The following is a 23,293-nucleotide window of genomic DNA, read 5'->3' on the forward strand; positions in this document are numbered from 1 at the left end:
CCGCGCGCGCCCTACCTCCCGAGGCGTGGAAGCGCGGCCTTCCTACCGCCCCGCGCGGGTCACCGCCCGCGGGCCGGCTCCCGCGACCAGCGGCAGCCCTGCTCGCTGCTGGTCAGTCGCGGTCGCCGTTCCCGTTGCCGTTTCCGTTCCCGTTGCCGCGCGGTGCGGGCTCCTGCTCGGTGTCGCGCTGCGTGGTCGTCGGCGCGGCGGCGCGGTCGTCGTTGCTGCCGCCCGTGCTCCTCACGGCCTGTCGCCGCGGCGGCGCGTCGAAGCGCTCGGGGCTCAGGTAGTCCTGGATGGTCCCCATCGCGTCCTTCCACATCGGACCCGACAGCGAGGAGCCGCCCGCCTGGGAGAAGCTCACGGGCGCACCCTTGAGCGTGACGCCGACGAGGCTCGCGGGGTTGTCCTTGCTGTTGACGCCCGCGATCATCGACGCGGCGGCCAGCTCAGGCGTGTAGCCGACGTACCAGACGGCCTGGCTGCTGTTCGTGGTGCCGGTCTTGGCCGCGGAGTCGATGTTGAGCCCGGTGCCGTTCTGGAAGCCGAAGCCGCCGGGCTGCTGGAGGCCGCGCAGGATGTCGTTGACCTGGGCCGCGACGTCCTTGCTCATGACCCGCTCGCACTGCTCGGGGTACTTCTTGAGCGACTCGCCGTTGGCGTCGAGGACCTCGTTGACCGGGCGCGGTGCGCAGTACTCGCCACCGGATGCAGCCGCGGCGTAGGCGGCGGCCATGTCGAGGGTGCTCACCGACGTGACGCCGAGGGTGAAGGACGGGACCTGGTTCGTCTCCGGCACCGTGATGCCCATCGACTCGGCCGCCTTGACCGTGTTGCAGAGGCCGGCGTCCTTCTCGAGCTGGGCGAAGTAGGTGTTCACCGACCGCCGGAGTCCCGTGACCATGTTGAAGGTGCCGGAGCCGGTGGAGTTCTTGACGTCCCACGTGCCGGTGCCGCGTCCCTCGCAGTCGTAGTAGGTCCCGGTGGGGATCTTCATCGTCTGGGGCGACCGGTACGACTTGGACGGAGGGATGCCGTCCTTCAGGGCCGCGATCGCGGTGAAGTACTTGAACGTCGACCCGGCCTGGAAGCCGCCGGACTGGCCGTACTTGGCCGGCACGGAGAAGTTGAGGTAGGTCTGCCCGGCCTTCTTGTCGCGACCCATCGGCTTGGACTGCGCGATGCCGCGGACGTTGCCGGTGCCGGGCTCGACGAGCGCGAGGGAGCCGATGGCCTTGTCCTTCGCGCCGACCCGGTTCTTGACGGCCTTGTTGATGGCCTTCTGCATGCGCACGTCGATGTTGGACTTGATCGTGAGCCCGCCGCGCTCGAGGCGTGCCTGACGCTCCTGGACGGTGGCGCCGAGCGCTTCCTCGTCGAGCAGGTACTGGCGGATGTAGTCGCAGGAGAACGCGGCGACGGACTCCACGCAGCCGTTCGGGAAGCGGGTGAGCTTGAGGTCGAGCGGGGAGGCGATCAGCTCGTCGGCCTGGGACTGGGTGATCTTGCCCTGGGTCGCCATGACCTGCAGCACGGTGTTGCGTCGCTGGAGGGCGCGCTCGGGGTAGATCCGCGGGTTGAACTCCTCGGGGTTCTTCACGAGGCCCGCGAGCGTGGCGGCCTGCTTGACCGTCAGCTTGTCGGGGGAGACCGAGAAGTAGTGGTACGCGGCGGCGTTGATGCCGTAGGCGCTGTCGCCGAAGTACGCGATGTTCAGGTAGCGCTCGAGGATCTCCTTCTTGGTGTGGGACTCCTCGTAGTTGATCGCCAGCTTGAGCTCGCGCACCTTGCGGGCCGTGGACTTGGCGGTGGCCGCGCGGATCTGCTCTTTCGTGGTGGCCTGCTGCACCAGCGTCAGCTTGACCAGCTGCTGCGTGATCGTCGAGCCACCCTGCGTCTGGCCGTCCGACGCGTTGTTGACCAGGGCGCGCAGCGTGCCCTTGAGGTCGAGGGCGCCGTGCTCGTAGAACCGGTTGTCCTCGATGGAGATGATCGCGTTCTGCATCGTGCCCGCGATCTGGTCGAGCGGGACGTCCTGGCGGTTCTCCTCGTAGAAGTAGGCCAGGAGGGTGCCGTCGGAGGCGTAGAGGCGGGTGGTCTGCGGGTTGGGCACGTCGTCGAGCTCCAGCGGCAGCTCGACCACGTCGCGCGTGACGTCGTTGGCGGTGGCCGCCACGAACGCCGTGCCCGGGATGACCACGGCGGCCACGAGGACGCCCGCCGCGACGGCGAGCACGATCATGGTCCCCACGAGCGAGGCGCGGCTCGAGGTGGGGGGCGGCGTCTGGGCGATCCGCCGGACGTTGTCGGTGAGGTCGTCCCAAGGCATGTGCCCCAGGATACGGGGCGTTCCTGAGGATCGCGGGACGCGAGGTCGAGGGTGCCGTGGTCCCGGAAGGTCCTGGATCCGGCAGGACCATAGTCCCTTAGGACTACTCATAGTTGGGCACGATGAGGTCTGCCGCCCGAACCTGAACGCTCTTAGCGTTCTCTTTGTTAGAGAAACCTTGTCGGCCTCGGGGCCGACTCTCGGGAGGTTGATCACCATGGGGTGGAACCAGAACTGGGCCGGCCAGGCCGCGTGCCGTGGCAAGTCCGACGCACTGTTTGTCAAGGGCGCTGAGCAGAACCGCGCCAAGCAGGTCTGCGGCGGTTGCTCCGTCCGGGCCGAGTGCCTCGCGGAGGCGCTCGACAACCGGATCGAGTGGGGCGTCTGGGGCGGCATGACCGAGCGCGAGCGTCGTGCGCTGCTGCGTCGTCGGCCGAACGTGGCCACGTGGCGCAGCATCCTGCAGCAGACCGCCTGAGCACAGCCGTCTGAGCGGTACCGTCAGCTCGGGGCCGTCCGGCGTCCGAGCCCTGGCTCGGACGGGTGCGTCACCGCCCGGCGATCAGCTCGCCGATGCGTCGCAGGCCGTCGAGGTCGTGCACGTCGGTGGGGAGCGCGGCCACGGGCACCGTGGGCACCCTCGGGTGGCTGCCGGTGAACCGACGCTGCACCTTCTCCTCGCGCGCCGCGACCCGCTCGCGGTCGGCGTGCACGTCGAGCAGCTCGGCCACGGCCTCGTCGTAGGCGCCGGTCCCGGACTCACGGAGTCGACCGGCGCCGCTCTCGGCGTCGGCCGCGGTCAGGCCGCCGGGTGCGCGCTCGTGCACCCGGTTGACGACCAGCCCGGCCAGCGGCATGTCCTCCTGGGCGAGCCGCTCCACGAAGTAGGCCGCCTCGCGCATCGCGTCCGGCTCGGGTGCAGCGACGACGAGGAACGCCGTGCCGTCGGCCTGCAGGAGCGAGTAGGTGGCCTCGGCGCGCTGGCGGAAGCCGCCGAACAGGGTGTCGAACGCCGCGACGAACGTCTGCACGTCCGAGAGCACCTGCGCGCCGAGCACCTTGTTCAGCGCACTCGTGACGATGCCGAAGCCCGCGCTCAGCAGCCGTGCCGGACCCTTGGCGGGTGCGAGCAGCAGCTTGATGAACCGCCCGTCGAGCAGGCTCGACAGTCGCTCGGGGGCGTCCAGGAAGTCCAGCGCCGACCGCGACGGGGGCGTGTCGACGACGATCAGGTCCCAGTCGGGGACCTCGGGGTCGTCGGTCGCCGCGGCGTGCAGCTGGCCGAGCTTCTCCATGGCCATGTACTCCTGCGTGCCCGCGAACGAGCTCGACAGCGCCACGTAGAACGGGTTGGTCAGGATCTGCTGCGCCTTCTCGGCGGTGGCGTGCGCCTCGACGACCTCGTCGAAGGTCCGCTTCATGTCGAGCATCATGGCGTCGAGCGACCCACCGGCCGACGTGTCGACGTCGGCGACGGGACGGGGGGTGTTGTCGAGCTCGGTGAGCCCCATCGCCTGGGCGAGCCGCCGGGCGGGATCGATCGTCAGCACGCACACCCGTCGGCCCTGCTCGGCTGCGCGCAGCGCGAGCGCCGCCGACGTGGTGGTCTTGCCTACGCCACCGGACCCGCAGCACACGATGATCTGGACGGTGCGGTCGGCCAGCATGGCGTCGACGTCGACGCGGCCCGCGCTGGACCCGGGCAGGCCGCGAGCCGGCTGCCGGGAGCGCCGCTTCGCTGCGCCGCCCTTGGCGGTGGAGGAGCGCCCGCTCATGCCGTGCCGCCCTTCAGGTCGATCGAGTCGTGGAGGATGCGGGCCAGCTCGAAGAGCGCGCCGTGGTCGACACCGTCGCCGAGCAGCGGAAGCTCGACGAGGGGGCGTCCGCAGTCGCCGATGACCTCGCGCTGCTCCTCCTGGAGCTGCTGCCGCTCGACGTGCGCCCGCCCCTGGGCGAGGAGCGGTCCTGCGGCGTCGCCGGGCAGGGCGGCCGACTCCAGTGCCGCCGCGGCGGTCTCGTCGTCGAGGCTCCCCGACGCGAGCGCCTCGCGCGTGGGGGCGGTGATCAGCTCGGGGCGCACCAGGTTGAGCAGCACGTGCCCCACGGGCAGCCGGGCGCCCTGCAGCTCGGCGATGCCGTCGATCGTCTCCTGCACCGGCATCTCCTCGAGCACCGTCACGAGGTGCACGTGCGTCGACCGGGCTCGCATGAGCTGCATGATCGAGTCGGCCTGGCGCTTGATCGGCCCGACCTTGGCCAGGCCGGCCACCTCGCTGTTCACGTTGAGGAACCGGGTGATGCGGCCGGTGGGAGGTGCGTCCATGACGATCGCGTCGTACCGATCCGAGCCCTGCCGGCGAGCGGTCTCGTAGACCTTGCCCGTGAGCAGCACGTCGCGGACGCCGGGGGCGATGGTGGTCGCGAAGTCGATGATGCCGAACTTGTCGAGCGCCTTGCCGGCCCGGCCCAGCCGGTAGAACATCTGCAGGTACTCCAGCAGTGCGGCCTCGGGGTCGATCGCGAGCGCGTAGACCTCACCGCCGTCGAGGCCGGACGCGATCTTGCGCTCCTCGTACGGCAGGGGCGCCACGTCGAACAGCTGAGCGATGCCCTGGCGTCCCTCGACCTCGCACAGCAGCACGCGCCGCCCGCGGGTGGCCAGGGCCGTGGCGAGGGCGGCGGCCACGGTGGTCTTGCCCGTCCCACCCTTGCCGGTGACGACGTGCAGCGGGGTCCAGACGGTCACAGGACGAGCCTACCGACGTCGTCGGAGGCTGCGAGCCGAATGGATCTCAGCGGCGCGAGGCGGGTCGGCGTGCGGTGCCGGCGCGACGGGTGGTCGTGGAGCCGCGCTTCGTCGTCGTGCGGGGTGCCGGCCTCCCGGCGCTTCGCGTGGCCGCAGCAGCGCGGGGCTTCGGCTTCGGCTTGGTGGCGCCGGTGGTCGCCGTCCGTCCGGACGGTGGGCGCCGGGCGGAGGCCGTGGCGGTGGTGCGCTTGGTCCCCGAGCGCGCGGCGGTCGTCCGTGGTCGTGCGCGTGACGGCGGCGGCGGGCTGACGAGGTGCACCACCACGTCCCGCAGGGCCAGCACCAGGTAGACCACGGCGGCCACCGCGAGGAACCACGCCACCGGGTTGGCCAGCAGGAAGGTCGTGCCGGTGCCGGCCGGCGTGAGCGGCGGGAGCTCGGTGAGCTCGTCGCCGGTCAGCGAGAACACCTGCAGCAGGAACGGGACGATCTTGGCCACGCCGACGACGACGGCCGACACCACGAGGGCGCGGCCGATCCGTGTCGTGGGGAAGATCGACATGGTGTGACCTTTCCACGCGACCGGGTCTCCTGTCCTGGAAACGTGAAGGATGTGAGGGCCGCCGCTCGCCCCCTCCCGAGAACGGCGCCGTCGCGCCCGGGCCGGTCGCGGCTAGAGTCGGGCGCATGACGCAGTGGGAGTACTTGACGGCACCGGTGCTGGTGCACGCGACCAAGCAGATCCTCGACAACTTCGGCCGGGACGGGTGGGAGCTCGTGCAGATCGTGCCGGGCATGAACCCCGAGAACCTGGTGGCCTACTTCAAGCGACCGGTCCAGTCGTGAGCGGCGGCATCGAGCAGCGGATCGCCGACCTCGGGCTCACGCTGCCCGAGGTGGTGCCGCCGCTCGCTGCCTACGTCCCGGCAGTGCGCTCCGGACAGCACGTGTTCACCGCCGGTCAGCTGCCGCTGGTCGACGGCGAGCTCGTCGCCAAGGGCAAGGTCGGTGGCGAGGTGTCGGCCGAGGAGGCACAGGACTGCGCGCGCCAGTGCGCCCTCAACGCGCTCGCCGCCGTGAAGTCCGTCGTCGGCTCGCTCGACGACGTCGTGCGGATCGTGAAGGTCACGGTGTTCGTGTCCAGCACGCCCGACTTCACGGGGCAGCCGGTCGTGGCCAACGGCGCGAGCGAGCTGCTCGGCGACGTGTTCGGCGAGGCCGGCGTGCACGCGCGCAGTGCGGTGGGCGTGCCGGTGCTGCCGATCGACGCACCGGTGGAGGTCGAGCTCGTGGTCGAGGTCGGCTGACCGTGCGGGTGCCCATGCCGGCGGCGTTCCGTGACCGCGTGGCGACGTGGGACGGCACGGCCGCGCCGACGCGCGACGCCGCGACCATCGCGTTGCTGAGGCCCAGTGCCGGTGGTCCCGAGACCTACCTCCTGCGCCGCCAGGCGTCGATGGCCTTCGCGCCGGGCATGTACGTCTTCCCCGGCGGTGGGCTCCAGGAGTCCGACCGCGAGGTCGTCGGCTGGGCGGGGCCGACGTCGAGCCAGTGGGGCGACCGGCTGGGGTGCGACCCCGACACGGCGCGGGCGCTGGTGGTGGCCGCCGTGCGTGAGACCTTCGAGGAGTCCGGGATCCTGTTCGCCGGCACCGACGCCGGGTCGGTCGTGGCCGACACGTCCTCCCCGGAGCTGCAGAAGGCCCGGCTCGACCTCGACGCCGGCGAGCTGAGCTTCGGCGACTTCCTGGGCAGCCGAGGTCTGGTGCTCCGCTCGGACCTGCTCGGCGCGTGGGCGCACTGGATCACCCCGGCCTTCGAGCCGCGTCGGTACGACACCCGGTTCTTCGTCGCGGCCGTCCCGCGGGGGCAGAGCGTGGGCACCTTGCCCGGTGAGGCCGACCGCGCGGTGTGGGCCCCGATCGCGTCGGTCCTCGAGAAGGTCAAGGCGGGGGAGGCGGCCATGCTGCCGCCGACCTGGATCACCTGCCGCGAGCTGGTGCGGGTCGACCCCGCCGGTGTCGTGGACGAGGCCGCGTCGCGCGAGATCCGGCCCATCGAGCCGAAGCTGGTCGACGTCGACGGGGAGTGGTTCCTCGACAACCCGATCGAGGAGGAGACCCATGGCTGACGCCGTGACGGTGACCGAGCGTGCGTCGGTCGTGCGGGCCGACAATCCCGGGATCATGACGCTCGAGGGCACCAACACGTGGATCCTGCGAGAGCCCGGGGCCGCCCGGTCGGTCGTCGTGGACCCCGGCCCCGACGACGCAGCCCACCTCGACGCCGTGCTCGAGGCGGCCGGCGAGGTGGCCCTCGTGCTGTACACGCACCACCACGGCGACCACACCGATGCCTTCCACTCGTTCGGCGAGAGGACCGGGGCGCCGGCGCGCGCGGTGTCCGAGCGGTTCTGCTCGGACGCGTCGCCCCTCGTCGACGGCGAGGAGATCGACGTCGACGGCCTGCGCCTGGAGGTGGTGCTGACCCCCGGCCACACCCGCGACTCCGCCTGCCTGCGCCTGCTCGACGAGCCGTCGGTGCTCACCGGCGACACGGTCCTGGGGCGCGGCACCACCGTGGTGGCCCACCCCGACGGCGCCCTCGGGCCCTACCTCGACTCCCTCGCCAAGCTGCGCCAGCTGGTCGAGGAGGGCACCGCCGGTCGTCTCCTGCCCGGCCACGGTCCCGTCGTGGACGACGCCGCCGCGGTGCTCGACCAGTACGTCGACCACCGGCAGGAGCGCCTGGACCAGGTCCGCGCCGCGGTCGAGGCCGGCCGCACGACCCCGCGCGACGTCGTCGAGCACGTCTACGCCGACGTCGACCCCGTCCTGTGGGACGCCGCCGAGCTCAGCGTCCGCGCCCAGCTGGAGTACCTGCAGGAGGCCTGACCCGTCCCTCCGTTTCGGACACTTCCGGGTGACTTAGCAGGTCGCGAACGCCCCGGAAGTGTCCGAAACGGGAGCACTGCCTCGCCGGGGAGGCATGCGAACGGGGCACCTCCCCGGTGGGAGGTGCCCCGTTCGGCGGGCGAGGTGCGTCAGCGGCGCGACTTGGCGGCGCGGGCGCGCTCGGAGGCGTTCAGGATCACCTTGCGGATGCGCACGTGGGTGGGGGTGACCTCCACGCACTCGTCCTCACGGCAGAACTCCAGGCACTGCTCGAGCGACAGCCGCTTCGGCGGGATGACCTTCTCGAAGTTGTCCGACGTCGCCGAGCGGATGTTGGTCTGCTTCTTCTCCTTGGTGATGTTGACGTCCATGTCGTCGTCACGGGAGTTCTCGCCGACGATCATGCCCTCGTAGACCTCGGTGGCGGGCTCGACGAACAGCACGCCGCGCTCCTGCAGGTTGGTCATCGCGAACGAGGTGACCGCACCGGCCCGGTCGGCCACGAGCGAACCCGACGGGCGGGTCGAGATCTCGCCGAACCAGGGCTCGTAGCCCTCGGAGATGTGGTGCGCGATGCCGGTGCCGCGGGTGTCGGTGAGGAACTCCGTGCGGAATCCGATCAGGCCGCGGGCGGGGACCAGGAACTCCATGCGGACCCAGCCGGTGCCGTGGTTGATCATCTGCTCCATGCGGCCCTTGCGGACGGCCAGCAGCTGCGTGATGGTGCCGAGGTACTCCTCGGGTGCGTCGATGGTCAGGCGCTCGACGGGCTCGTGCAGCTTGCCGTCGATCTCCTTGGTGACCACCTGCGGCTTGCCGACGGTGAGCTCGTAGCCCTCGCGCCGCATCTGCTCGACGAGGATCGCGAGGGCCAGCTCGCCACGACCCTGCACCTCCCACGCGTCGGGGCGGTCGGTGGGCAGCACGCGGATCGACACGTTGCCGATGAGCTCGGCGTCGAGACGGTCCTTGACGAGGCGGGCGGTGACCTTCGTGCCCTTCTCGCGGCCGGCGAGCGGCGACTGGTTGGTGCCGATCGTCATGGAGATGGCCGGCTCGTCGACGTGGATCAGGGGCAGGGCGACCGGGTTCTCCGGGTCGGCCAGCGTCTCGCCGATGTTGATGCTCGCCATGCCGGCGATGGCGACGATGTCGCCCGGACCGGCGGACTCACCGGGCTTGCGCTCGAGCGCCTCGGTGATGAGCAGCTCGGTGACCTTGACCCGCTCGACCGAGCCGTCGCGCTTCATCCACGCGACCTGCTGGCCCTTCTTGAGCGTGCCCTCCTTGACGCGGACCAGCGCGAGGCGGCCGAGGAAGGGCGAGGAGTCGAGGTTCGTGACGTGCGCCTGCAGCGGCGCGCCCTCGGTGTACTCGGGGGCCGGAACGGCGTCCATGATCGTCTGGAACAGCGGGACCAGGTTCTCGTTGTCGGGCAGGCCGCCGTCGTCGGGCTTGTTCAGCGAGGCGCGACCGGCGCGGGCCGACGCGTAGACGACGGGGAAGTCGAGGGCGTCGTCACCGGCGTCCTCGGGCAGCAGGTCGAGGAACAGCTCGTAGGTCTCGTCGACGACCTCGGCGATGCGCGAGTCGGGACGGTCGACCTTGTTGACCACGAGGATGACCGGCATCTTCGCGGCGAGCGCCTTGCGCAGCACGAAGCGCGTCTGGGGCAGCGGGCCCTCGGACGCGTCGACGAGCAGGACCACGGCGTCGACCATGGACAGGCCGCGCTCGACCTCACCACCGAAGTCGGCGTGGCCGGGGGTGTCGATGATGTTGATGGTCACGCCGCCCTCGGGAGCACCGGGGCCCGCGTAGCGGACGGCGGTGTTCTTCGCGAGGATCGTGATGCCCTTCTCACGCTCGAGGTCGCCGGAGTCCATGACCCGGTCGGTGACCTCCTGGTGGTCGGTGTAGGCACCCTGCTGCTGGAGCATGGCGTCGACGAGGGTGGTCTTGCCGTGGTCGACGTGGGCGACGATCGCGACGTTGCGCAGATCGAGACGGGTGGACATGCAGGGAGTTCCTCGCGCTGGATGACAGGGGAGCCGGGGCCGGCTGAGGCCGGAGGGCCCCCAGAAGTCTAGTCGGCCGGTGGACGTGCTCCTGCCACATGGCGGCATCAGCGTCGAAACTAGATGCAGATCACAATCATCGCGTGATCACAATGGTTGCGTGTGCGTTACCATCGTCCGGTGACCATCGAACGCGGAGCGGTGTACGAGCGCCTGGAGGCGTTCGTCCAGAGACTCATGAGCTGTGTGCACTCCGAGGGCCTCGACCAGCTCGTCGAGCTCGACCTCTCCATGACGCAGGCGCGAGCGATGTTCACCGTCGCCCACGCCGACCGCCCCCTCGCGATCAACGAGATCGCGACCGCCATCGGTCTCTCGGTGGCTGCTTCCGGTCGCACCGTCGACCAGCTCGTGAAGCTCGGCGCCCTCGAGCGCCACGAGAGTCCGGAGGACCGTCGGGTGAAGCTCGTGGGCCTCACCAAGCACGGCTTCGACTTCGTGGACGAGCAGATGGAGCACAAGCGACGGGCCCTGCGCGTCGTCGCGGACCGGCTCGACCCCCAGCACGCCGAGGACCTGCACCGGGTCCTCGGCCAGATCCTCGCGAGCGACGCCTTGCGACTGCCAGAGAAGGAAGACCATGTCTGACCAGACCACCGCCGGTGCGTCGACGTCCGTCCCGGACGACGACCGCATCACGCCCGAGATCCTGAAGGTCGCCGGCGTCGTCGTCCTCGGCGCGATCATGTCGATCCTCGACGTGACCGTCGTGAACGTCGCTCTCCCGACGTTCCAGACCGAGCTGGCCACCGGCAGCGAGCCGCTCGCCTACTCCACCGTGGCGTGGACCGCGACCGCCTACATGCTGGCGCTCGCGGCCGTCATCCCGCTGACCGGCTGGGCCGCCGACCGCTTCGGCACCAAGCGCCTCTACATGACCGCGATCGCGCTGTTCACGCTCGGCTCGGCACTGTGCGCCACCGCCTGGAACATTGAGACCCTCATCGCGTTCCGCGTGCTCCAGGGCCTCGGCGGCGGCATGCTCATGCCGCTCGGCATGACGATCATGACCCGCGCCGCCGGCCCGCAGCGCATGGGCCGTCTCATGGCGATCCTCGGCATCCCGATGCTGCTCGGCCCGATCATGGGCCCGATCCTCGGCGGCATCCTCATCGACGCCGCGTCCTGGCACTGGGTCTTCCTGATCAACCTGCCGATCGGTCTCGTCGGCCTGGTCTACGCCTCGCGCGTGCTGCCCAAGGACGCGCCGGAGCCGAGCGAGAAGCTCGACGTCGTGGGCATGCTCATGCTGTCGCCGGGCCTCGCCGCGCTGCTCTACGGCGTCTCGAGCATCCCCGAGCACGGCACGGTCGCGCACCCTGAGGTGTGGCTGCCGGCCCTCATCGGCGTCGCGCTCATCGGGGCCTTCGTGGTCTACTCCTTCCGCCCCGAGCACCCGCTGCTCGACCTGCGGCTGTTCGCGAACCGCAACCTGACGGTCGCCATCATCACGATGTTCCTGTTCGCGAGCGCCTTCTTCGGCGCGCTGCTGCTCGTCCCGACCTACTTCCAGCAGGTCAACGGCGACTCGGTGCTGAGGGCCGGCCTGCTGGTCGCCCCCCAGGGCATCGGCGCGATGCTCACGATGCCGATCGCCGGCGCCCTCACCGACCGCATCCCGGTCGGTCGGATCGTCCCGTTCGGCTTCCTCGGCATCCTCATCGGCATCTTCGGCGTCTCGCAGAGCACCGACCCGGGCACGTCGAACCTGCAGATCATGGCCTGGCTCTTCGTCACCGGCCTCGGCATGGGCGCGACGATGATGCCGCTGTTCACGTCGGCGCTGAAGACGCTGAAGGCGCACGAGGTGGCGCGCGGCTCGACACTGCTGAACGTGACGCAGCAGGTGGCCAGCGCCACCGGCATCGCCGTCATCTCCGTCGTGCTCACGAACGCCATGAAGGCCGGCGACGTGGTGCGTGGAACCGAGCAGCTGCCCGGCACCGACGGCGGCCTCACCGCCGCCGAGCTGGCGGCGGGATCGAACAGCAGCCTCGGTGGGGGCAACGCTCTCGACCTGCCCGCGTCGGTGCTGCAGCAGGGCTTCGTCGACCTGGCGAACGCCTTCGAGACGTCCTACCTGGTCGCCTTCGGCGTCCTGGTGCTCACGTTGATCCCGGTGGCCTTCCTGCCGCGCAAGCGAGAGACGTCGCACCTGCTCGACGACGAGGCCGGCGCCCCGCCGGTCATCATGCACTGACCGTCGCCGCGACGACAGCGACCCCCGACACCTCGAGGTGTCGGGGGTCGCTGTCGTTCGGGAGCGTCTAGCTCTTGCGACGGTCCTTGCGCAGGGCCGCGTCGATGCGTCCGTCGACGGGGTCGGCGAGGTGCTCGTCGAAGTTGTCGACCAGCTGGTCGGCCACACGACCGGACAGCTCCTCCTGCCACTCGCGCTCACGCGCTCGGCGCGCGAGGCGGGTGATCTCACGGTGCTCGGCCTTGAGCGCCTTGTAGGTGGCGTAGGCACCGATGATCATCACGATGCTGAACGGCACCGCGGTGAGGATCGCTCCGGTCTGGAGTGCTCCGAGACCACCGGCCAGCAGCAGGCTGATCGCCACGGCCCCCTCGAGGACCGCCCACATGATGCGGCTCCACGTCGGCGGCTCGGGGTCTCCGCCCGAGGCCAGCATGTCGACGACCAGCGAGCCGGAGTCCGACGACGTGATGAAGAAGATCGTCACGAGGATGATCGCCACGCCGGACAGCAGGCCGGAGGCGGGCATCGTCCCGAGCAGGTCGAACAGCACGTTCTCGCTGCTGGTGACGCCGTCGGACCCGACGAGGTCGCCCTCGTTCATCTGACGCATGATCGCGCTGCCACCGAGCACGGTGAACCAGGCCGCGGTCACGAGCGTCGGGACCAGCAGCACGCCTGCCACGAACTCGCGGATCGTTCGTCCGCGCGAGATGCGGGCGATGAAGACGCCGACGAAGGGCGCCCAGCTGATCCACCAGCCCCAGTAGAAGGTCGTCCAGGACGACTGCCAGTCGATGCCGTCCTGGCCGGTGAGCGCGCTCGTGTTGAAGCTGAGCGGCACGATGGCGGCCAGGTAGTTGCCGATGTTCTGCACGAAGTCGCGGAACAGGAACAGCGTCGGGCCGAGGGCCGCGAGGAGCACGAGGAAGACGCCCGCGAGGATCAGGTTCGCGTTGGACAGCCACTTGATGCCCTTGCCCACGCCGCTGACGACCGAGAGGGTGGCGGCACAGGTGATCGCGACGATGACGACGACCCTGATGGTGTCGGTCGGCTCGTCGATCACGCCGATCTGGGCGAGTCCGGCGGTGATCTGCTGCACGCCGAGCCCGAGCGACGTCGCCACGCCGGCGACGGTGCCGACGACGGCGACCACGTCGACGGCGTCACCGAGACGTCCCTTGACGCGGTCGCCGAAGACGGGCTCGAGGATCCAGCGCAGCGAGACCGAGCGGCCCTTGCGGTGGATGGCGTAGGCGAGGGCCAGTCCTACGACGACGTAGATCGCCCAGGCGTGGAAGCCCCAGTGCAGGAAGACCTGCGACATGGCCGCGTTGGCCAGCTCGGCGGAGTCGCCCTCGACCCCGGGCTTCGGGGTCGTGTAGAAGGTGAGCGGCTCGGCGGCACCCCAGAAGACGAGGCCGATGCCCATGCCGGCGGCGAACAGCATGGCGAACCAGGCCGGCAGGCTGAACTCGGGCTCGTCGTCGTCCTTGCCGAGCGTGATGTCGCCGAAGCGGCCGACGCCCATCCAGACGGCGAAGACGACGAATCCGCTCACGGCGAGCGTGTAGTACCAGCCGATGCCGGTGATGACGGAGGACTGGAGCGAGGAGAGGGTGTCTCCGGTCCAGGTGGGGAAGGCGACGCTGACGATGACGACGGTCAGCAGGATCGCCACCGCCGGGTAGAAGACGCCGGGCGCTACGGACGACAGCCGAGAAGGACGGCCACCCTCCGTCCCTGGCGGTCGGGCCTCGGTCGTGGCCATGGGTGTGATCCTTCCGTAGGGGGGTACGAGGACCCCACGACCGTTCCAGGACCGCCTGCCACCGTCAACTCGAAGGAGTGCGGTGGACCTTGTGCTGCGACGCCTGCGCGATCGGCTTGACAACCACGAGGTCGACGTTCACGTGCTGCGGTCGGGTGGCGATCCACGCGACCACGTCGGCCACGTCGTCGGCCGTGAGCGGCTCGTCGACGCCGGCGTACACGGCCTCCGCGCGGGCGGCGTCGCCGTCGAACCGCGTGAGCGCGAACTCCTCGGTGCGCACCATGCCGGGTGCGACCTCGCACACGCGCACGGGACGGCCCAGGAGCTCGAGGCGGAGGGTCTCGGTCATCACCGCGACGCCGTGCTTGGCCGCGGTGTACCCGCCGCCGCCCTCGTAGGCGATGCGACCGGCGGTGGACCCGACGTTGAGGATGGTGCCGGCGCCGCTGGCCTCGAGCGCGGGGAGCAGGGCCCGGGTGACCTGCAGGGTGCCGATCACGTTGATCTCGTACATGCGCCGCCAGTCGTCGGCGTCGGCGTGCTCCACGGGATCCAGGCCCAGTGCGCCGCCGGCGTTGTTGACCAGCAGGCTCACCGCGGGGCCCGCGGCCTCGGCGAGTGCTCGCACCTGCTCGGGGTCGGTCACGTCGCAGGGCACGGCGAGCCCGTCGATCTCGGCGGCCAAGGCCTCGATGCGATCGGCGCGGCGCGCGGCGCAGACGACGCGGTAGCCCGCGGCCGCGAGGTGCCGAGCGCTCGCGGCGCCGATGCCGCTGCTGGCGCCGGTGACGACGGCGACGGGACGGCCAACCTGCTGGGACGGGGCGGGACTCTGCTCGACCATGACGCCATCGTCGCACCGGTGTCGACGTCGTCGGCGCGCCCCTCTCGCTGCGGAGGTGGGCGGGGAGGGTCAAGATGGTTCGGTGACGACCTCCCGCCGACCCCGCCGCGTGGCCATGCTCTCGGCGCACACGTCGCCCCTGGAGCAGCCGGGCAGCGGCGACGCCGGCGGGATGAACGTCTACGTGCTCGAGCTGGCCCGGCGCCTCGCCCGGCGCGGCGTCGAGGTCGAGGTGTTCACGCGGGCCACGTCGCGACACCTCCCGCCCGTGGTCGAGGCCGCGCCCGGCGTGGTGGTGCGGCACGTGACGGCCGGACCGTTCGAGGGACTCACCAAGGACGACCTGCCCAGCCAGCTGTGCGGCTTCGTGCGCGACGTCCTGCGGGCCGAGGTCGTGGCCGGCCCCGACCACTTCGACCTCGTCCACAGCCACTACTGGCTGTCCGGCCAGGTCGGGACGGTCGCGGCCGAGCGATGGGACGTGCCGCTCGTGCACACGATGCACACGATGGCGAAGGTCAAGAACGCCCACCTCGCGGAGGGCGACCGGGCCGAGCCGATCGGCCGCGTCGCGGGCGAGGAGGAGATCGTCCGCATCGCGGACCGGCTCGTGGCCAACACGCAGGAGGAGCGGCGCGAGCTCGTCGACCTCTACGGTGCCGCGCCGGACCGGGTCGACGTCGTCCATCCCGGGGTCGACCTCGAGGTGTTCCGCAGCGGGCGCCGCGACGAGTCCCGCACGCTTCTCGGCCTTCCCGACGACGCCGCGGTGCTGCTCTTCGCCGGCCGCATCCAGCCGTTGAAGGCTCCCGACGTGGTGCTGCGCGCGGCTGCCGTCATGATCGATCGCGACCCGGCCCTGCGGGAGCGGCTCCAGGTGGTGGTCGTCGGCGGTGCCTCGGGCAGCGGGCTGGATCGTCCGACCTCGCTCGTCGAGCTGGCCGACGACCTCGGGATCGCCGACGTCGTCCGGCTGGAGCCGGCGGTCACCCAGGCGGAGCTGGCCGGCTGGTACGCCGCCGCCGACGTGGTCTGCGTGCCGTCGTACAACGAGTCGTTCGGGCTCGTCGCGATCGAGGCCCAGGCCTGCGGCACCCCGGTCGTCGCCGCGCGCGTCGGGGGTCTGTCGACGGCGGTCGCCGACGGCGTGAGCGGTGTGCTGGTCGACGGCCACGACCCGCAGGACTACGCCGACGCGCTGCACCCGCTGCTCACCGACCGCGCGCATCGCGACGCCCTGGGCCAGAAGGCGGTGGCCCATGCGACGGGCTTCGGCTGGGACGCGACCGTCGACCGCGTGCTGGAGGTCTACGCCCGGGCCCTCGACGAGCGGCCTGATCACGACCGAGCCGACAACGGGACGACGAAGGACGCGTGAGGACATGAGCGACGACCTGACGACCGACCAGCGCCAGGCGCTCGAGGTGATCCTCGACGCGGTGGCCTCGGCCGGGCTCGACCACGTGCGGCACGGCCTCACCGTGGTCGAGGTCGACCTGCCGGGGGAGCGCAAGCTCAAGACCACCACCCGCCTCGACGTCGGCCGGCACACGCTGGGCGTGCACGCCTTCGTCGCGCGCAACCCCGACGAGAACCACGAGGGCGTCTACCGCTGGCTGCTCGAGCGCAACCTCAAGCTGTACGGCGTCGCGTTCGCCATCGACTCCGCGGGCGACGTCTACCTCGACGGCCGCCTGCCGCTGCACTCGGTCACGGCCGACGAGGTCGACCGTCTCCTCGGCGCCGTGCTCTCGGCGTCGGACGACTCGTTCAACACGATCCTCGAGCTCGGCTTCGCCTCGTCCATCCGCAAGGAGTGGGCGTGGCGCGAGTCCCGCGGCGAGCCGACGACCAACCTGGCCGCCTTCGAGCACCTGCGCCCGAAGGGCTGAGGTCTAGACCTTCGCCTTGCGGTACCCGGCCCTCCGGGCGGCGGCCTGGGTCGAGAAGCAGTCCTCGGGCTTCGTCGCCTTGTAGTACCGCTGGTGCGGCATGTGGTAGATCATCGAGCTCTCGTTGCCCTTGATCGGTGCCCACGACGGACAGTTCCACGAGGAGACGGGGTCGGTCCGACCGGGTAGCGAGACCTTCGCCGACGAGCTGGTCGTGCTCGTGAACGTGCTGTACCCCGCCTTGGTGCCACGCACCGTGGCTCGCAGACGCTTGCCCTTCCAGGACGGCCTGACGTAGACCGAGGACCCCTTGGCGCCGGAGATCTTCTTGCCGTTGAGAGTCCAGGAGTAGGTGAAGCGCGTGCCGGACGTCCAGGTGCCGGTGGAGACCCGCATCCGGCGGGTGGCGACGGCGCTTCCGGACAAGGTGGCCTTGCCGACCCGCTGGACGTAGCGGGTGGCGCTGGACGCGCGGGTCACGGTCCCGTAGCCGGAGCGGCTGCCGGTCGTGCGCACGGTGATCCGCTTGCCCACGGCGGACGAGGGGATGACGAGCTTCGAGCGAGCGGCCCCGGCGATCGCCACTCCGTCGGCGTACCAGCGGTACCGGACCGTCATGCCCTTCATCCACGTCCCGCGCTTGGCGGTCAACGTCCTGCCCTTGGCCGCCGCCCCGGAGATGCGGGGCACTGCGGCCGCGGTCACGACACGGAGCGTCGACGCGGACGTCGCGGTCACGGTGGGGAAGTTCTCGTTGCGGCCGGTCACGCGCACGCTGATCCGGCGACCGCCCTGAGCCCTCGTGAGCTTGAAGGAGCTCAGCGTCGCTCCGGTGATCGCCTTGCCGTCGGCGTACCAGCGATAGGTGTGGTCGGTGCCCTCGGCCCAGCTCCCGGTCGCGGCCCTGAGGGTGGCCCCCACGAGCAGGAGACCGGAGATGGTCGGCAGTGCCTTCGACTGCACGCGCTGTGACGGAGCCGACGCCTCGGTCACCGAGCCGTAGCCCGCGAGTGATCCGCGGACCTCCACCGAGAAGGAGTGGCCCACGGAGCTGGAGGACAACGGGAGCGTGGCGGCGGTCGCCCCGGCGAGCGGGTCGCCGTCCGCGAACCACTGGAACGTGTGGGTGGTCCCGGGAGTCCAGGTGCCCGGCACGGCGGTGAGCGTGCCACCCTCGAGGGCTGTTCCGGCGACCGTGGGCGCGGCGGTGCCGAGGATGCGCGGAGTCGGGACGGAGCGATAGGACCCTCCGGCCTGCTCCTCGGTGTCGGGCACCGTGATCTCTACGGACACCGTTGCACCGACGAGGGTCGAGTCGATGGCGAGGGAGGGTTCGGACGTGGAGAGGAGGGTCTCGTCGGCGTACCAGCGAATGGTGGATCCCGCGTCCGGCTGTACTCCGTCGAGGTGGGCGCTCAGCGCCGCACCGATCCTGAGGTCGCCGTCGTGGTGGACGGTGGCGACCGGTCCGACCGGGACAGGATCGGGGTCCGGGTCGGCGACGGCGGGTGCGGCCGTGAGGGCGAGCGAGAGCGCGGCGACGAGGACGACGAGCTGGCGGACGAGACGCGCTGGAACGGAGGGGTTCACCGGGGATCCTTGCAGAGAAAGTTGAACGGCTCACCGTATTTCAGGCGAGCGTTCTGCGTCTGCAGAATCGGTGGGAACGGGCCGAAGGTCCTGATGGGCATCGCTCGACGCCCTCACGTAGCGTTGGTGCCGTGAAGGCTCTGGTGTTCTGCGACGTGACGGACCCGTGGTCGTACGTCGGGGTGACGCGCTTCGAGCGCGCGGCCGGGATGTTCACGATCCTCACGGGGGAGCCGCTCGAGGTCTCCTTCCGGGCCCGGCTCCTGGAGCCCGACGCCTCCAGCTCGGGCAGGCCGCTGCGCGAGGTCCTGGCCGAGCGCCTCGGGGGCGAGGACAAGGTCGACCTCGTCGACGCCCAGGTCACCGCGGCGGCCCGCATCAGCGGCATCGAGCTCAACCTCGCCGAGGCGGTCGAGGCCAACAGCCTCGACGCATGGCGGCTCCTCACGTGGGCCGACGAGGCCGGTCCGGGGCTGCAGCGCGAGCTCGTCCACCAGCTCTGGCGGGCCCACCTGCTCGAGGGCGCCGACCTCGCGGACCCTCTCGTGCTGTCCAGCCGGGCGGCCCTCGTCGGGCTCGACCTCGAGACGGCCGACGCCCTCCTGGCGAGCGACGAGTACGCCGATGCGGTCCGCACCCAGGACGAGACGGCACGGTCCCTCGGCGTGACGCAGCTCCCCTACGTCGTCGTCGAGAACCGGTGGACCCTCGCCGGCACCCAGTCGCAGGACGACTACGTGCAGGCGCTCCACCAGATCCACCGCGAGTGGCGCGACGCGTAGCCCCGTCTCGGACACCTTCGGGGCACTCGGGCGGGTCCGGATGCCCCGGAACTGTCCGAAACGCAGGGACGGGCTGGCGGTAGGGTCGTCGACATGACCTACACGCTCGTCCTCCTGCGCCACGGGCACAGCGAGTGGAACGCGAAGAACCTGTTCACCGGCTGGGTCGACGTCGACCTCAACGAGCAGGGCGTGGAGGAGGCCCACCGCGGGGCCACGCTGCTGGCCGACGCCGGCATCGCCCCCGACGTGTCGCACACGTCGCTGCTGCGTCGGGCCATCCGCACGTCGCAGATCGTGCTCGACGGCATCGACCGGCACTGGATCCCGGTCAAGCGCTCGTGGCGGCTCAACGAGCGTCACTACGGCGCACTGCAGGGCAAGGACAAGAAGGCCACGCTTGAGGAGTACGGCGAGGAGCAGTTCATGACCTGGCGCCGTTCCTACAGCACCCCGCCGCCGGTGCTGGACGACGACAGCGAGTTCTCGCAGGCCAAGGACGCCCGCTACGCGGCGCTGCCCGACGAGCTCCTGCCGCGCACCGAGTGCCTGGCCGACGTTCTCGACCGGATGCTCCCGTACTGGTACGACAGCGTCGTCCCCGACCTGCTCGACGGCCGGACCGTGCTCGTGACGGCGCACGGCAACTCGCTGCGCGCCCTGGTCAAGCACCTCGACGGCCTGGGCGAGGACGAGGTCGTCGGCCTCAACATCCCCACCGGCATCCCGCTCGTCTACGAGCTCGACGACGACCTCAAGCCCGTCACGAAGGGCGGCCGCTACCTCGATCCCGACGCCGCCGCCGACGCCATCGCGGCGGTGGCGAACCAGGGTCGCTAGGCAGGCGCCACCTAGGAGGTGGGCGGTCGGTGCTGCAGCACCGACCGCAGCCGCTGCGTGCGCCGTTCGATGTGCGGGGTCGGGTCGGGCAGGAAGCGCAGCATCGCGGCGAACAGCGCGACCAGCACGACGACCGGGAGAACGGTGGCGACCACCGTCCGCGGGTCTCCATCGCCTGCGGCGACGCCGATCGCCAGCAGCGTCGCGATGATGACGCCGGCGCAGAGGGCCAGGCGTCGCAAGGCCCGAGCCCGCTGGTCCACAGCCGGCCAGTGGTCCAGCTCTGCGGTCCAGAGCCAGCGGTCGGCGTCGGCGGGCACGGTGCCCGACCCCCAGGCGCGTCGGAACCTCCTGACCTCGCGCGCGCTGCCGAGGCGCCGCTTCTGGCCCCGGTACGTGCTCGAGAGTGGTCGGAGGAGCAGCGCCAGGACGAAGACGAGCGCTGTTCCGGCCAGTGCCGACACGACCGCGGCGACGAGCGGGCTCACGTCCACCTCGTGGCTTCGTCCACGTCGCACCTCGTCGTCGTCGGTGAAGGCACCGTACCGACGGACGCGATGCCTGTCACGGCGTTCTGACGCCTTCCGGTCGGTCTGCGGACGCAGGATCGACGCGAACGCGTCAGAACGAGGGGAGGGGCGGTCAGGCGTCGAGCTTGTAGCCCAGACCGCGGACGGTGGTGAGGGTGGCCGGGTTGGCGGGGTCGGGCTCGATCTTGGCCCGCAGGCGCTTGACGTGGACGTCGAGCGTCTTGGTGTCGCCCACGTAGTCGGCGCCCCACACGCGGTCGATGAGCTGGCCTCGGGTGAGGACCCGGCCGGGGTTGCGCAGGAAGAACTCGAGCAGCTCGAACTCCTTGAGCGGCAGTCGCACGGTCTCGCCGTCGACCGACACCAGGTGGCGCTCGACGTCCATGCGCACGCGGCCCGCCTCGAGCACGGCGTCGTCGTCGATCTCGTCGGTCGCGCCGCGGCGCAGGACCGCGCGGATGCGGGCGACGAGCTCGCGCGGCGAGTACGGCTTGGTCACGTAGTCGTCGGCACCGAGCTCGAGGCCCACCACCTTGTCGACCTCGGTGTCCTTGGCGCTCACCATGATGATCGGCACGCTCGACGTCTGCCGCAGCTGACGGCAGACCTCGGTGCCGGGCAGCCCGGGCAGCATCAGGTCGAGCAGCACGATGTCGGCGCCGTTGCGCTCGAACTCGGTCAGGGCGTCGGGTCCCGTCTCGGCGATCGCGACGTCGAACCCCTCCTTGCGCAGGACGTACGACAGCGCTTCGCTGTAGCTGGTCTCGTCCTCGACGACCAACACTCGTGTCACGGGATCTCCTCATCGAGGTCGTGCTGGAAGCGGGGGAGCACCAGCGTGAAGGTGGAGCCAGCGCCGGGCTCGCTCCAGACGTCCACGGAGCCGCCGTTGCTGGCGGCCACGTGCTTGACGATGGACAGGCCGAGCCCCGTGCCGCCCGTGGCGCGGGCGCGGGCGGGGTCGACCCGGTAGAAGCGCTCGAAGATGCGCTCGAGCTCGGGCCCGGCGATGCCGATGCCGTTGTCGGCCACGCTGATGCGCACGTCGTCACCGTCGAGCGCGGCGGTCACCGCCACCTTGGAGCCCTCGGGGCTGTAGGTCACGGCGTTCTCGACCAGGTTGCTGACGGCGGCGTGCAGCTGGGCGCGGTCGCCGTGGACCATCAGGTCAGGCTCGACCGACCGTGCGATCTCGATCTGCTTGCGCTCGGACTCCGTGGCCGAGTGCTCGCAGGCCTCGGCGACGAGCTCGTCGACCTTCACGGTGGCAGCGTCCTCGCTGGCGACGTCGTTCTGCAGGCGCGACAGGTCGATGATCTGCTGCACCAGCCGGGTGAGACGTTCGCTCTCCGTCTGCATGCGCGAGGCGAACCGCACGACCGACTCCGGGTCGTCCTTGGCCTCGGAGACGGCCTCGGCCAGCAGGTTGAGCGCACCCACCGGCGTCTTCAGCTCGTGGCTGACGTTGGCGACGAAGTCGCGGCGGATGTTCTCGACCCGCTGCTGGTCGGTGCGGTCCAGCGCGAGCACGATGATCAGCCGGGACGTGAGAGGGGCGACGCGGACCTGCACGTGGGCCGGCGTGCCGCGTCGGCGCTGCAGGGTCAGGTTGGACTCACGCACCTGACCGTCGCGACGTACCTGCTGGACGAGGCCGCGGATGTCCTCGGACTCGATGCGGTTGTCGCGCACGATGCCGAGGGCCACGGCCGGGGCCGACGCCTGCAGCACCTCGTCGGACGGGCCCAGCAGGACGGTGGTCGACGACAGGACCGACAGCACGGCCTCCGCGCCCGGGGGCACGAGGGGAGTCGGCTCGTCGGGAACGGCGTTCTGGCGGCGTTCGCTGAACAGCCACAGGAAGGTCACCGCGGCACCGAGGGCGGTACCCACGGCACCGGCGACGACGAGACCCGCACTGATGTCCACGCCCCGATGCTAGGCCCATCGTGAGCAGGCGCCCGTGCCCGAACCCCCTCTGACGTGCGCCTTTCTGCGGCTGTTCACACCTCGTTCACCAGGCGTCGCCATCCGTTCACCGGCTTCTCCTAGGGTCCCTCTCATGCGTGATGCGTATTACGAGCAGCTCGACACGATCGTCGACGACCTGGTCCAGCTGACCGGGACCGTCCGCAAGGCTGTCGCTGCCTCCACTGCCGCCCTGCTCAACGCCGACGGCCCGCTCGCCGAGCAGGTGATCGCCGGCGACAAGCAGATCGATGAGTCCACCGAGGAGATCGAGGAGCGTGCTCTGCTCCTCCTCGCCACCCAGCAGCCGGTCGCGACCGACCTGCGGCAGCTGGTCGCCACCCTGCGGATGCTGACCGACCTGCAGCGGATGGGCGACCTCTCGGTCCACGTGGCGAAGGTGGCGCGCATGCGCATGCCCGACGTCGCCGTGCCCACCACCCTGCAGCCCACGATCATGGCGATGGCCTCGGTGGCCGACCAGATGATCCACGCGGCGTCGCGCATCGTCGCCAACCGCGACATCGACGCCGCCACCAAGCTCGAGGACACCGACGACGAGATGGACCGTCTCCGCAAGGACCTGTTCCGGGCGCTGCTCGGCGGGACCTGGGAGCACGGCATCGAGCCGGCGATCGACCTCGCGCTCCTCGGCCGCTACTACGAGCGCATCGGCGACCACGCCGTCTCCATGGCGCGCCGTGTGGTCTACCTCGTCACCGGCGAGCTGGCACCGGGCGTCTGACGCCTGCGAGGCCCCTACGACGAAGGGCCGTCCGCGATCCTCGGGGGGATCGTGGGCGGCCCTTGTCGTCGTGGCGGG

23 protein-coding genes are annotated in these 23,293 nt (G+C 70.8%); 12 read left to right on the forward strand and 11 right to left on the reverse strand.

Translation table 11 applies throughout. From position 1 onward, the window contains the following. Positions 1-112: 112 nt before the first annotated feature. Positions 113-2,329: a transglycosylase domain-containing protein gene (locus tag RQG84_RS02350; RefSeq protein WP_311208679.1), complete on the reverse strand. Its 2,217-nt coding sequence runs from the start codon at positions 2,327-2,329 to the stop codon at positions 113-115. Between the two features lie 217 nt (positions 2,330-2,546). Between RQG84_RS02350 and RQG84_RS02355 the strand changes: the two genes are divergently transcribed. Continuing rightward, on the forward strand, positions 2,547-2,807 hold the full coding sequence (locus RQG84_RS02355) for a WhiB family transcriptional regulator (protein WP_055963184.1): 261 nt from the start codon (positions 2,547-2,549) through the stop codon (positions 2,805-2,807). Between the two features lie 70 nt (positions 2,808-2,877). Here the strand turns inward: RQG84_RS02355 and RQG84_RS02360 are convergent, their stop codons facing one another. The 3 genes from RQG84_RS02360 to RQG84_RS02370 are packed head-to-tail and all read right to left on the reverse strand — an operon-like array spanning position 2,878 to position 5,637. Then, on the reverse strand, positions 2,878-4,104 hold the full coding sequence (locus RQG84_RS02360) for an ArsA family ATPase (protein ID WP_396135212.1): 1,227 nt from the start codon (positions 4,102-4,104) through the stop codon (positions 2,878-2,880). Then, entirely contained in the window at positions 4,101-5,075 is a 975-nt protein-coding gene (locus tag RQG84_RS02365) for an ArsA-related P-loop ATPase (RefSeq protein ID WP_311208680.1), read from the reverse strand. The genes RQG84_RS02360 and RQG84_RS02365 overlap by 4 nt, the downstream gene beginning before the upstream one ends. 46 nt (positions 5,076-5,121) lie before the next feature. After that, entirely contained in the window at positions 5,122-5,637 is a 516-nt protein-coding gene (locus RQG84_RS02370) for a hypothetical protein (RefSeq protein WP_311208681.1), read from the reverse strand. A 125-nt stretch (positions 5,638-5,762) separates the two neighbouring features. On the opposite strand from RQG84_RS02370, the gene RQG84_RS02375 reads away from it, so the two are divergent. The 4 genes from RQG84_RS02375 to RQG84_RS02390 are packed head-to-tail and all read left to right on the forward strand — an operon-like array spanning position 5,763 to position 7,969. After that, a complete protein-coding gene (locus RQG84_RS02375) occupies positions 5,763-5,921 on the forward strand; it encodes a DUF4177 domain-containing protein (protein ID WP_144433633.1) in 159 nt (52 codons plus the stop codon). Then, positions 5,918-6,382 (forward strand): RidA family protein, encoded by a 465-nt coding sequence (locus RQG84_RS02380; RefSeq protein WP_311208682.1) that lies wholly within the window; start codon positions 5,918-5,920, stop codon positions 6,380-6,382. The genes RQG84_RS02375 and RQG84_RS02380 overlap by 4 nt, the downstream gene beginning before the upstream one ends. Positions 6,383-6,420: 38 nt before the next feature. After that, the gene (locus RQG84_RS02385) at positions 6,421-7,206 is read left to right on the forward strand and encodes an NUDIX hydrolase (protein ID WP_311208683.1); all 786 of its coding nucleotides are present in this window, start codon (positions 6,421-6,423) and stop codon (positions 7,204-7,206) included. Further along, positions 7,199-7,969 (forward strand): MBL fold metallo-hydrolase, encoded by a 771-nt coding sequence (locus RQG84_RS02390; RefSeq protein WP_311208684.1) that lies wholly within the window; start codon positions 7,199-7,201, stop codon positions 7,967-7,969. Before RQG84_RS02385 ends, RQG84_RS02390 begins: the two co-directional genes overlap by 8 nt. A 149-nt stretch (positions 7,970-8,118) precedes the next feature. On the opposite strand, the gene typA is transcribed toward RQG84_RS02390, so the two are convergent. Beyond that, a complete protein-coding gene (gene typA / locus RQG84_RS02395; RefSeq protein ID WP_055963196.1) occupies positions 8,119-9,987 on the reverse strand; it encodes a translational GTPase TypA in 1,869 nt (622 codons plus the stop codon). 180 nt (positions 9,988-10,167) lie between these two features. Here typA and RQG84_RS02400 point away from each other — a divergent pair, with 180 nt between their 5' ends. Continuing rightward, complete coding sequence (locus tag RQG84_RS02400; RefSeq protein WP_311208685.1) at positions 10,168-10,635, forward strand: MarR family transcriptional regulator; 468 nt, start codon at positions 10,168-10,170, stop codon at positions 10,633-10,635. After that, complete coding sequence (locus RQG84_RS02405; RefSeq protein WP_311208686.1) at positions 10,628-12,247, forward strand: DHA2 family efflux MFS transporter permease subunit; 1,620 nt, start codon at positions 10,628-10,630, stop codon at positions 12,245-12,247. The genes RQG84_RS02400 and RQG84_RS02405 overlap by 8 nt, the downstream gene beginning before the upstream one ends. Positions 12,248-12,314: 67 nt before the next feature. Here RQG84_RS02405 and RQG84_RS02410 read toward each other — a convergent pair whose 3' ends face one another. Together RQG84_RS02410 and RQG84_RS02415 are read right to left on the reverse strand one after the other, a co-directional pair. After that, positions 12,315-14,021: a BCCT family transporter gene (locus RQG84_RS02410; RefSeq protein WP_311208687.1), complete on the reverse strand. Its 1,707-nt coding sequence runs from the start codon at positions 14,019-14,021 to the stop codon at positions 12,315-12,317. Positions 14,022-14,085: 64 nt separating this feature from the next. Further along, positions 14,086-14,868, reverse strand: coding sequence for an SDR family NAD(P)-dependent oxidoreductase (locus RQG84_RS02415; RefSeq protein WP_311208688.1), 783 nt, complete (start codon positions 14,866-14,868; stop codon positions 14,086-14,088). 115 nt (positions 14,869-14,983) lie between these two features. On the opposite strand from RQG84_RS02415, the gene mshA reads away from it, so the two are divergent. Together mshA and RQG84_RS02425 are read left to right on the forward strand one after the other, a co-directional pair. Beyond that, positions 14,984-16,246 carry a D-inositol-3-phosphate glycosyltransferase gene (mshA, locus tag RQG84_RS02420; protein WP_311208937.1) on the forward strand — a complete coding sequence of 421 codons (1,263 nt, stop codon included), beginning with the start codon at positions 14,984-14,986 and terminating at the stop codon, positions 16,244-16,246. 4 nt (positions 16,247-16,250) lie between these two features. After that, positions 16,251-16,760: a YbjN domain-containing protein gene (locus RQG84_RS02425; protein ID WP_311208689.1), complete on the forward strand. Its 510-nt coding sequence runs from the start codon at positions 16,251-16,253 to the stop codon at positions 16,758-16,760. Between the two features lie 3 nt (positions 16,761-16,763). Here the strand turns inward: RQG84_RS02425 and RQG84_RS02430 are convergent, their stop codons facing one another. Continuing rightward, positions 16,764-18,350, reverse strand: coding sequence for a hypothetical protein (locus RQG84_RS02430; RefSeq protein WP_311208690.1), 1,587 nt, complete (start codon positions 18,348-18,350; stop codon positions 16,764-16,766). A 131-nt stretch (positions 18,351-18,481) separates the two neighbouring features. Between RQG84_RS02430 and RQG84_RS02435 the strand changes: the two genes are divergently transcribed. Further along, positions 18,482-19,132, forward strand: a complete 651-nt coding sequence (locus RQG84_RS02435; protein WP_311208691.1) for a DsbA family protein — start codon at positions 18,482-18,484, stop codon at positions 19,130-19,132. Positions 19,133-19,225: 93 nt separating this feature from the next. After that, positions 19,226-19,972: a phosphoglyceromutase gene (locus tag RQG84_RS02440; protein WP_311208692.1), complete on the forward strand. Its 747-nt coding sequence runs from the start codon at positions 19,226-19,228 to the stop codon at positions 19,970-19,972. A gap of 11 nt (positions 19,973-19,983) precedes the next feature. Here the strand turns inward: RQG84_RS02440 and RQG84_RS02445 are convergent, their stop codons facing one another. The 3 genes from RQG84_RS02445 to RQG84_RS02455 all read right to left on the reverse strand — a co-directional run bounded on the left by RQG84_RS02445 (position 19,984) and on the right by RQG84_RS02455 (position 22,431). Continuing rightward, a complete protein-coding gene (locus RQG84_RS02445) occupies positions 19,984-20,460 on the reverse strand; it encodes a hypothetical protein (protein ID WP_311208693.1) in 477 nt (158 codons plus the stop codon). 154 nt (positions 20,461-20,614) lie between these two features. Next, positions 20,615-21,295, reverse strand: coding sequence for a response regulator transcription factor (locus RQG84_RS02450; protein WP_055963229.1), 681 nt, complete (start codon positions 21,293-21,295; stop codon positions 20,615-20,617). Continuing rightward, positions 21,292-22,431 (reverse strand): cell wall metabolism sensor histidine kinase WalK, encoded by a 1,140-nt coding sequence (locus RQG84_RS02455; protein ID WP_055963234.1) that lies wholly within the window; start codon positions 22,429-22,431, stop codon positions 21,292-21,294. Before RQG84_RS02455 ends, RQG84_RS02450 begins: the two co-directional genes overlap by 4 nt. Before the next feature lie 133 nt (positions 22,432-22,564). Between RQG84_RS02455 and phoU the strand changes: the two genes are divergently transcribed. After that, entirely contained in the window at positions 22,565-23,215 is a 651-nt protein-coding gene (gene phoU, locus RQG84_RS02460) for a phosphate signaling complex protein PhoU (RefSeq protein ID WP_055963237.1), read from the forward strand. Positions 23,216-23,293 lie beyond the last annotated feature (78 nt).

Source organism: Aeromicrobium sp. WCS2018Hpa-31 (genome assembly GCF_031843905.1).
In the GTDB taxonomy this organism is placed as follows: Bacteria; Actinomycetota; Actinomycetes; order Propionibacteriales; family Nocardioidaceae; genus Aeromicrobium.

What these genes read in the sequence shown, in the direction of transcription:
- RQG84_RS02410 (WP_311208687.1), bottom strand. Translation starts at nt 14,021, where the DNA reads ATGGCCACGACCGAGGCCCGACCGCCAGGGACGGAGGGTGGCCGTCCT.
- RQG84_RS02355 (WP_055963184.1), top strand. Translation starts at nt 2,547, where the DNA reads ATGGGGTGGAACCAGAACTGGGCCGGCCAGGCCGCGTGCCGTGGCAAG.
- RQG84_RS02375 (WP_144433633.1), top strand. Translation starts at nt 5,763, where the DNA reads ATGACGCAGTGGGAGTACTTGACGGCACCGGTGCTGGTGCACGCGACC.
- RQG84_RS02425 (WP_311208689.1), top strand. Translation starts at nt 16,251, where the DNA reads ATGAGCGACGACCTGACGACCGACCAGCGCCAGGCGCTCGAGGTGATC.
- RQG84_RS02370 (WP_311208681.1), bottom strand. Translation starts at nt 5,637, where the DNA reads ATGTCGATCTTCCCCACGACACGGATCGGCCGCGCCCTCGTGGTGTCG.
- RQG84_RS02405 (WP_311208686.1), top strand. Translation starts at nt 10,628, where the DNA reads ATGTCTGACCAGACCACCGCCGGTGCGTCGACGTCCGTCCCGGACGAC.
- phoU (WP_055963237.1), top strand. Translation starts at nt 22,565, where the DNA reads ATGCGTGATGCGTATTACGAGCAGCTCGACACGATCGTCGACGACCTG.
- mshA (WP_311208937.1), top strand. Translation starts at nt 14,984, where the DNA reads ATGCTCTCGGCGCACACGTCGCCCCTGGAGCAGCCGGGCAGCGGCGAC.
- typA (WP_055963196.1), bottom strand. Translation starts at nt 9,987, where the DNA reads ATGTCCACCCGTCTCGATCTGCGCAACGTCGCGATCGTCGCCCACGTC.
- RQG84_RS02440 (WP_311208692.1), top strand. Translation starts at nt 19,226, where the DNA reads ATGACCTACACGCTCGTCCTCCTGCGCCACGGGCACAGCGAGTGGAAC.
- RQG84_RS02350 (WP_311208679.1), bottom strand. Translation starts at nt 2,329, where the DNA reads ATGCCTTGGGACGACCTCACCGACAACGTCCGGCGGATCGCCCAGACG.
- RQG84_RS02390 (WP_311208684.1), top strand. Translation starts at nt 7,199, where the DNA reads ATGGCTGACGCCGTGACGGTGACCGAGCGTGCGTCGGTCGTGCGGGCC.
- RQG84_RS02360 (WP_396135212.1), bottom strand. Translation starts at nt 4,104, where the DNA reads ATGAGCGGGCGCTCCTCCACCGCCAAGGGCGGCGCAGCGAAGCGGCGC.
- RQG84_RS02415 (WP_311208688.1), bottom strand. Translation starts at nt 14,868, where the DNA reads ATGGTCGAGCAGAGTCCCGCCCCGTCCCAGCAGGTTGGCCGTCCCGTC.